The sequence below is a fragment of the Pseudocitrobacter sp. 73 genome, from assembly GCF_008369545.1.
GTDB classification, from domain to species: Bacteria; Pseudomonadota; Gammaproteobacteria; order Enterobacterales; family Enterobacteriaceae; genus Pseudocitrobacter; species Pseudocitrobacter vendiensis.
In genome coordinates this window covers 1-3,252 of the sequence record NZ_VTZO01000069.1, presented here as the reverse complement: position 1 = coordinate 3,252, position 3,252 = coordinate 1, and the positions used below count along the sequence as shown (strand labels likewise).

The window sequence follows — 3,252 nt, the reverse complement described above, 5'->3', positions numbered from 1 at the left end:
CTGGATATTGATGTCATTGCAGGGGACGGCTGGATCAACGCTGAAGAAGCGAAGGCCGAGTACACCACCATCAGCGGTACCGTGGGCGGCGACGCGAAAGCGGGTGATGTGGTGCATCTGGAGATTAACGGTAAGCCTTATGAAGCCACAGTGCAGGACGATTTGACCTGGAGCACGGAGGTGAAGACCTGTGACCTGCTGGCTGATCCGGAAGTGAACGGCACTATCACGATTACAGATGAAGCTGGGAACGAGGCGACGGCGCGTGACAACGAACTGGTCAAGATCGATACCTCGATCAACGTAGTCGTCACTATTGATCCTATCACCGGCGATGATTTCCTAAGTTTCGCAGAAACAAACAAGCTGCCTGGTCAGGATTCACCCACAATCAAAGTCACCGGTACCGTGACGGGCGAAGCCACAACCGATGATTTCGTTAACGTGCAAGTCGGTGATACCGTCGTTAAGGTGCCCGTACAGGAGGATGGTGAAGGTAACCTGTTCTGGGAAGCTGAGTTCACGGCTGACAATCTGATGAAAAATCCAGAAGTCAGCGCATCTATCACTGTCCAGGATGAAGCGGGTAACGTTGCCAGTAGCTCTGCTGAACGTCCGGTGACAATTGAAACCGGGAACGTTATTACCGGGAATGAGTACGATAACGTTATTGAAGGGGGAGACGGCACCAGTGATGTCATTATCGCCGATACTCAAGGGTTCCAGCAGGAACCGGGCCAGAACTATAACATTGCATTTGTTGTAGATAGTTCCGGTAGTGTGGGCTCTACCGATGTGAAAGCGATTATCAAATCGCTAACCGAAGTCTTCAATACCCTTTCAAATAACGCCAAACTGGAAGGGGCTGGGGAAGTTAAGATCCTCTTGATCGATTTCGACACCCAGGTGAATTATGCCGTATCGGTTAATCTTAGTGACCCTAATGCGCTGAAGACGCTTACTGATGCGCTGGCAAAAATGACCAGCGGTGGCGGAACAAACTATGAAGATGCCTTTAAAACGGCGGCAAACTGGTTCCACGAGGTGGGTTCGGAAAATAGTGAAAACCTGACGTACTTTATTACGGATGGTAAGCCGACGTATTACCAGAGCGATGAACGGACCAGTGTGGATGTTGATGGGCGAAGTGGCGCAAACAACGTTGTCACGCTTGATATGAGCAAAATTAATTACCAGGAAGGGCAGGTCGTCACCATGAATATCAATGGGACGAATCGAACGGTAATTGACGCTAATGGGAATGTTTATTCATGGAATGGGGGCACAAGGAGCAGTATTGGTGTCGTTCGCGCAGATGGTAAAGGAGGATACGAAATCTCCACGCGTGATGGTTCTGGTAGCTCGACGAGCAGCACCACGACATCAAACTCCTTAACCGCTTTTGCACTCCTTATGGCGGCGTGCAGCAACGTCGAAGCCATCGGCATCAACAATGGTATTGGCGCAAATGACCTGAAACCGTATGACTCCGACGGTAATGTGATGTCGGGCATTGCGGCGGATGAGTTGGCTAACGCGATCCTGGGCGGTGATAACGTACAGATGGCGGGCGCACAGGATACGGTGCACGGAAACGCTGGCAATGACATCCTCTTTGGCGACATGGTGCTGTTCGGTAACAGCAACGGATATGCCGCTATTAAAGAATATGTTGCCAGCAAGCTGGGTGTCAGCGCTAACGATCTCGATGTAGCCCATGTTTCCCAGTACATTAATGAACATCCTGCCGAGTTCGACCAATCTCAGAATGACGGAGGTAAAGACGTACTGTTCGGCGGGCAGGGCGACGATATCCTCTATGGCGGTGGCGGCGACGATATTCTTGTTGGCGGCAGCGGCGATGATGTCCTGTTTGGCGGTAAAGGTGACGACATTCTGATTGGCGATGGTTTTGATAGCTCGGCCGATCTTGCCAGCCACATGGGAACCACCGTGGGCGATCTCACTTTCGACAAAGTGGCGGATTACGTTGTACAGAATAGCGATGAACTTGGTGCTATGGGCTCGGGTAACGATATCCTCCACGGCGGTGAAGGCGATGATATTCTGCTCGGCGGTGGCGGTAACGATATCCTTAACGGCGGACTCGGGGACGATATTCTCTATGGTGGAACCGGAAATGACACCCTAACCGGTGGTAAAGGCGACGATATCCTTCACGGCGGTACGGGTAGTGATACCTTCACCTGGCTGAAAGGCGATGACGGCCATGATGTGATTAAAGACTTCAACGTTGCAGAGGGGGATCGTATCGACCTGAGCGAGCTTTTGGGGGAACACGTCGATAACCTCGATAATTTCCTTCAGGTTACTCAGGACAACAGCGGCAACGCGGTTATTGAGATCAATACCAACGGTCAGATATCTAATGGCGCCAATATGAGCATCACCGTCGAAGGGTGTTCGGCGGCGGATATCAACAGTCTGCTGGCTAATCCGGACAATACCTCCATCATCATCTAACCCGACCCAGCGCCACGTCATCGACGTGGCGCTGCTCTTTCAGGAGATAAGATGTATTACTTACAACGTAATCCCCGGGGAACACTGGTGCGGGTAGATACTCAACCGTTCGAAGGAATGACCGAAGAATCTGAACAAACCACGCTGGAAATCAACCACTGGCAGAATCATCAGAAGGCGCTGCTTGCGGGGCTGCAAAAAAGCGATCTTGAACTGGTTCGTGTGCTGGAGGACTTGATCTATGTGCTGACCAGTAAAGGCATTCTCAGTATCACTGACCTGCCAGTTGCGGCGCAGAACAAGTTATCGAACCGAAGTCTATTACGGCAGGAGCTGGATAGCCTGGAGAATCTATTAAATGAGGATGAGATCTTGCTCTAACCCAGCGATCCTGAAACGCAGCAGCCCAACCACGAGGTTGGGTTTCCTCTATATAGAGTATGGAAAGGATCTCTTTTATCGCATAACGATCGTCTTCGTGGAGACCGAACGACAAGAAAATACGCGAGTCTGTGGATAACTCTGTGTATAAATTGGTATAAAGCGGGGTTTTGCTGTGGATTTCAGCATTCAGTAAAATTACCGCATATTTAGGGTTGCAGCCTCACGAGAACTCCCTATAATGCGCTCCCACTGACACGGCAACAGCCGGTTCGGTTGAAGAGAAAAATCCTTGAAAATAGGGTTGACTCTGAAAGAGGAAAACGTATTATACGGGACCTCGCAACGGTGAGCGTAAAGCCGCGTTGCAACTGCTCTTTAACAATT

Annotated in this window: 2 protein-coding genes; both read left to right on the top strand. The window is 50.6% G+C overall.

Annotated features, from left to right (window positions below; translation table 11 throughout):
* Window positions 1-2,484: Ig-like domain-containing protein (locus tag F0Q32_RS25595; protein WP_149465163.1), on the top strand; the 2,484-nt coding region annotated here is incomplete at its 5' end.
* Between the two features lie 51 nt (window positions 2,485-2,535).
* Window positions 2,536-2,865, top strand: coding sequence for a tryptophan synthase subunit beta (locus F0Q32_RS25590; RefSeq protein WP_149465162.1), 330 nt, complete (start codon window positions 2,536-2,538; stop codon window positions 2,863-2,865).
* Window positions 2,866-3,252: the final 387 nt, after the last annotated feature.

Excerpts from the sequence above, each read along its gene's own strand:
- F0Q32_RS25590 (WP_149465162.1), top strand. The coding sequence starts at position 2,536 with ATGTATTACTTACAACGTAATCCCCGGGGAACACTGGTGCGGGTAGAT.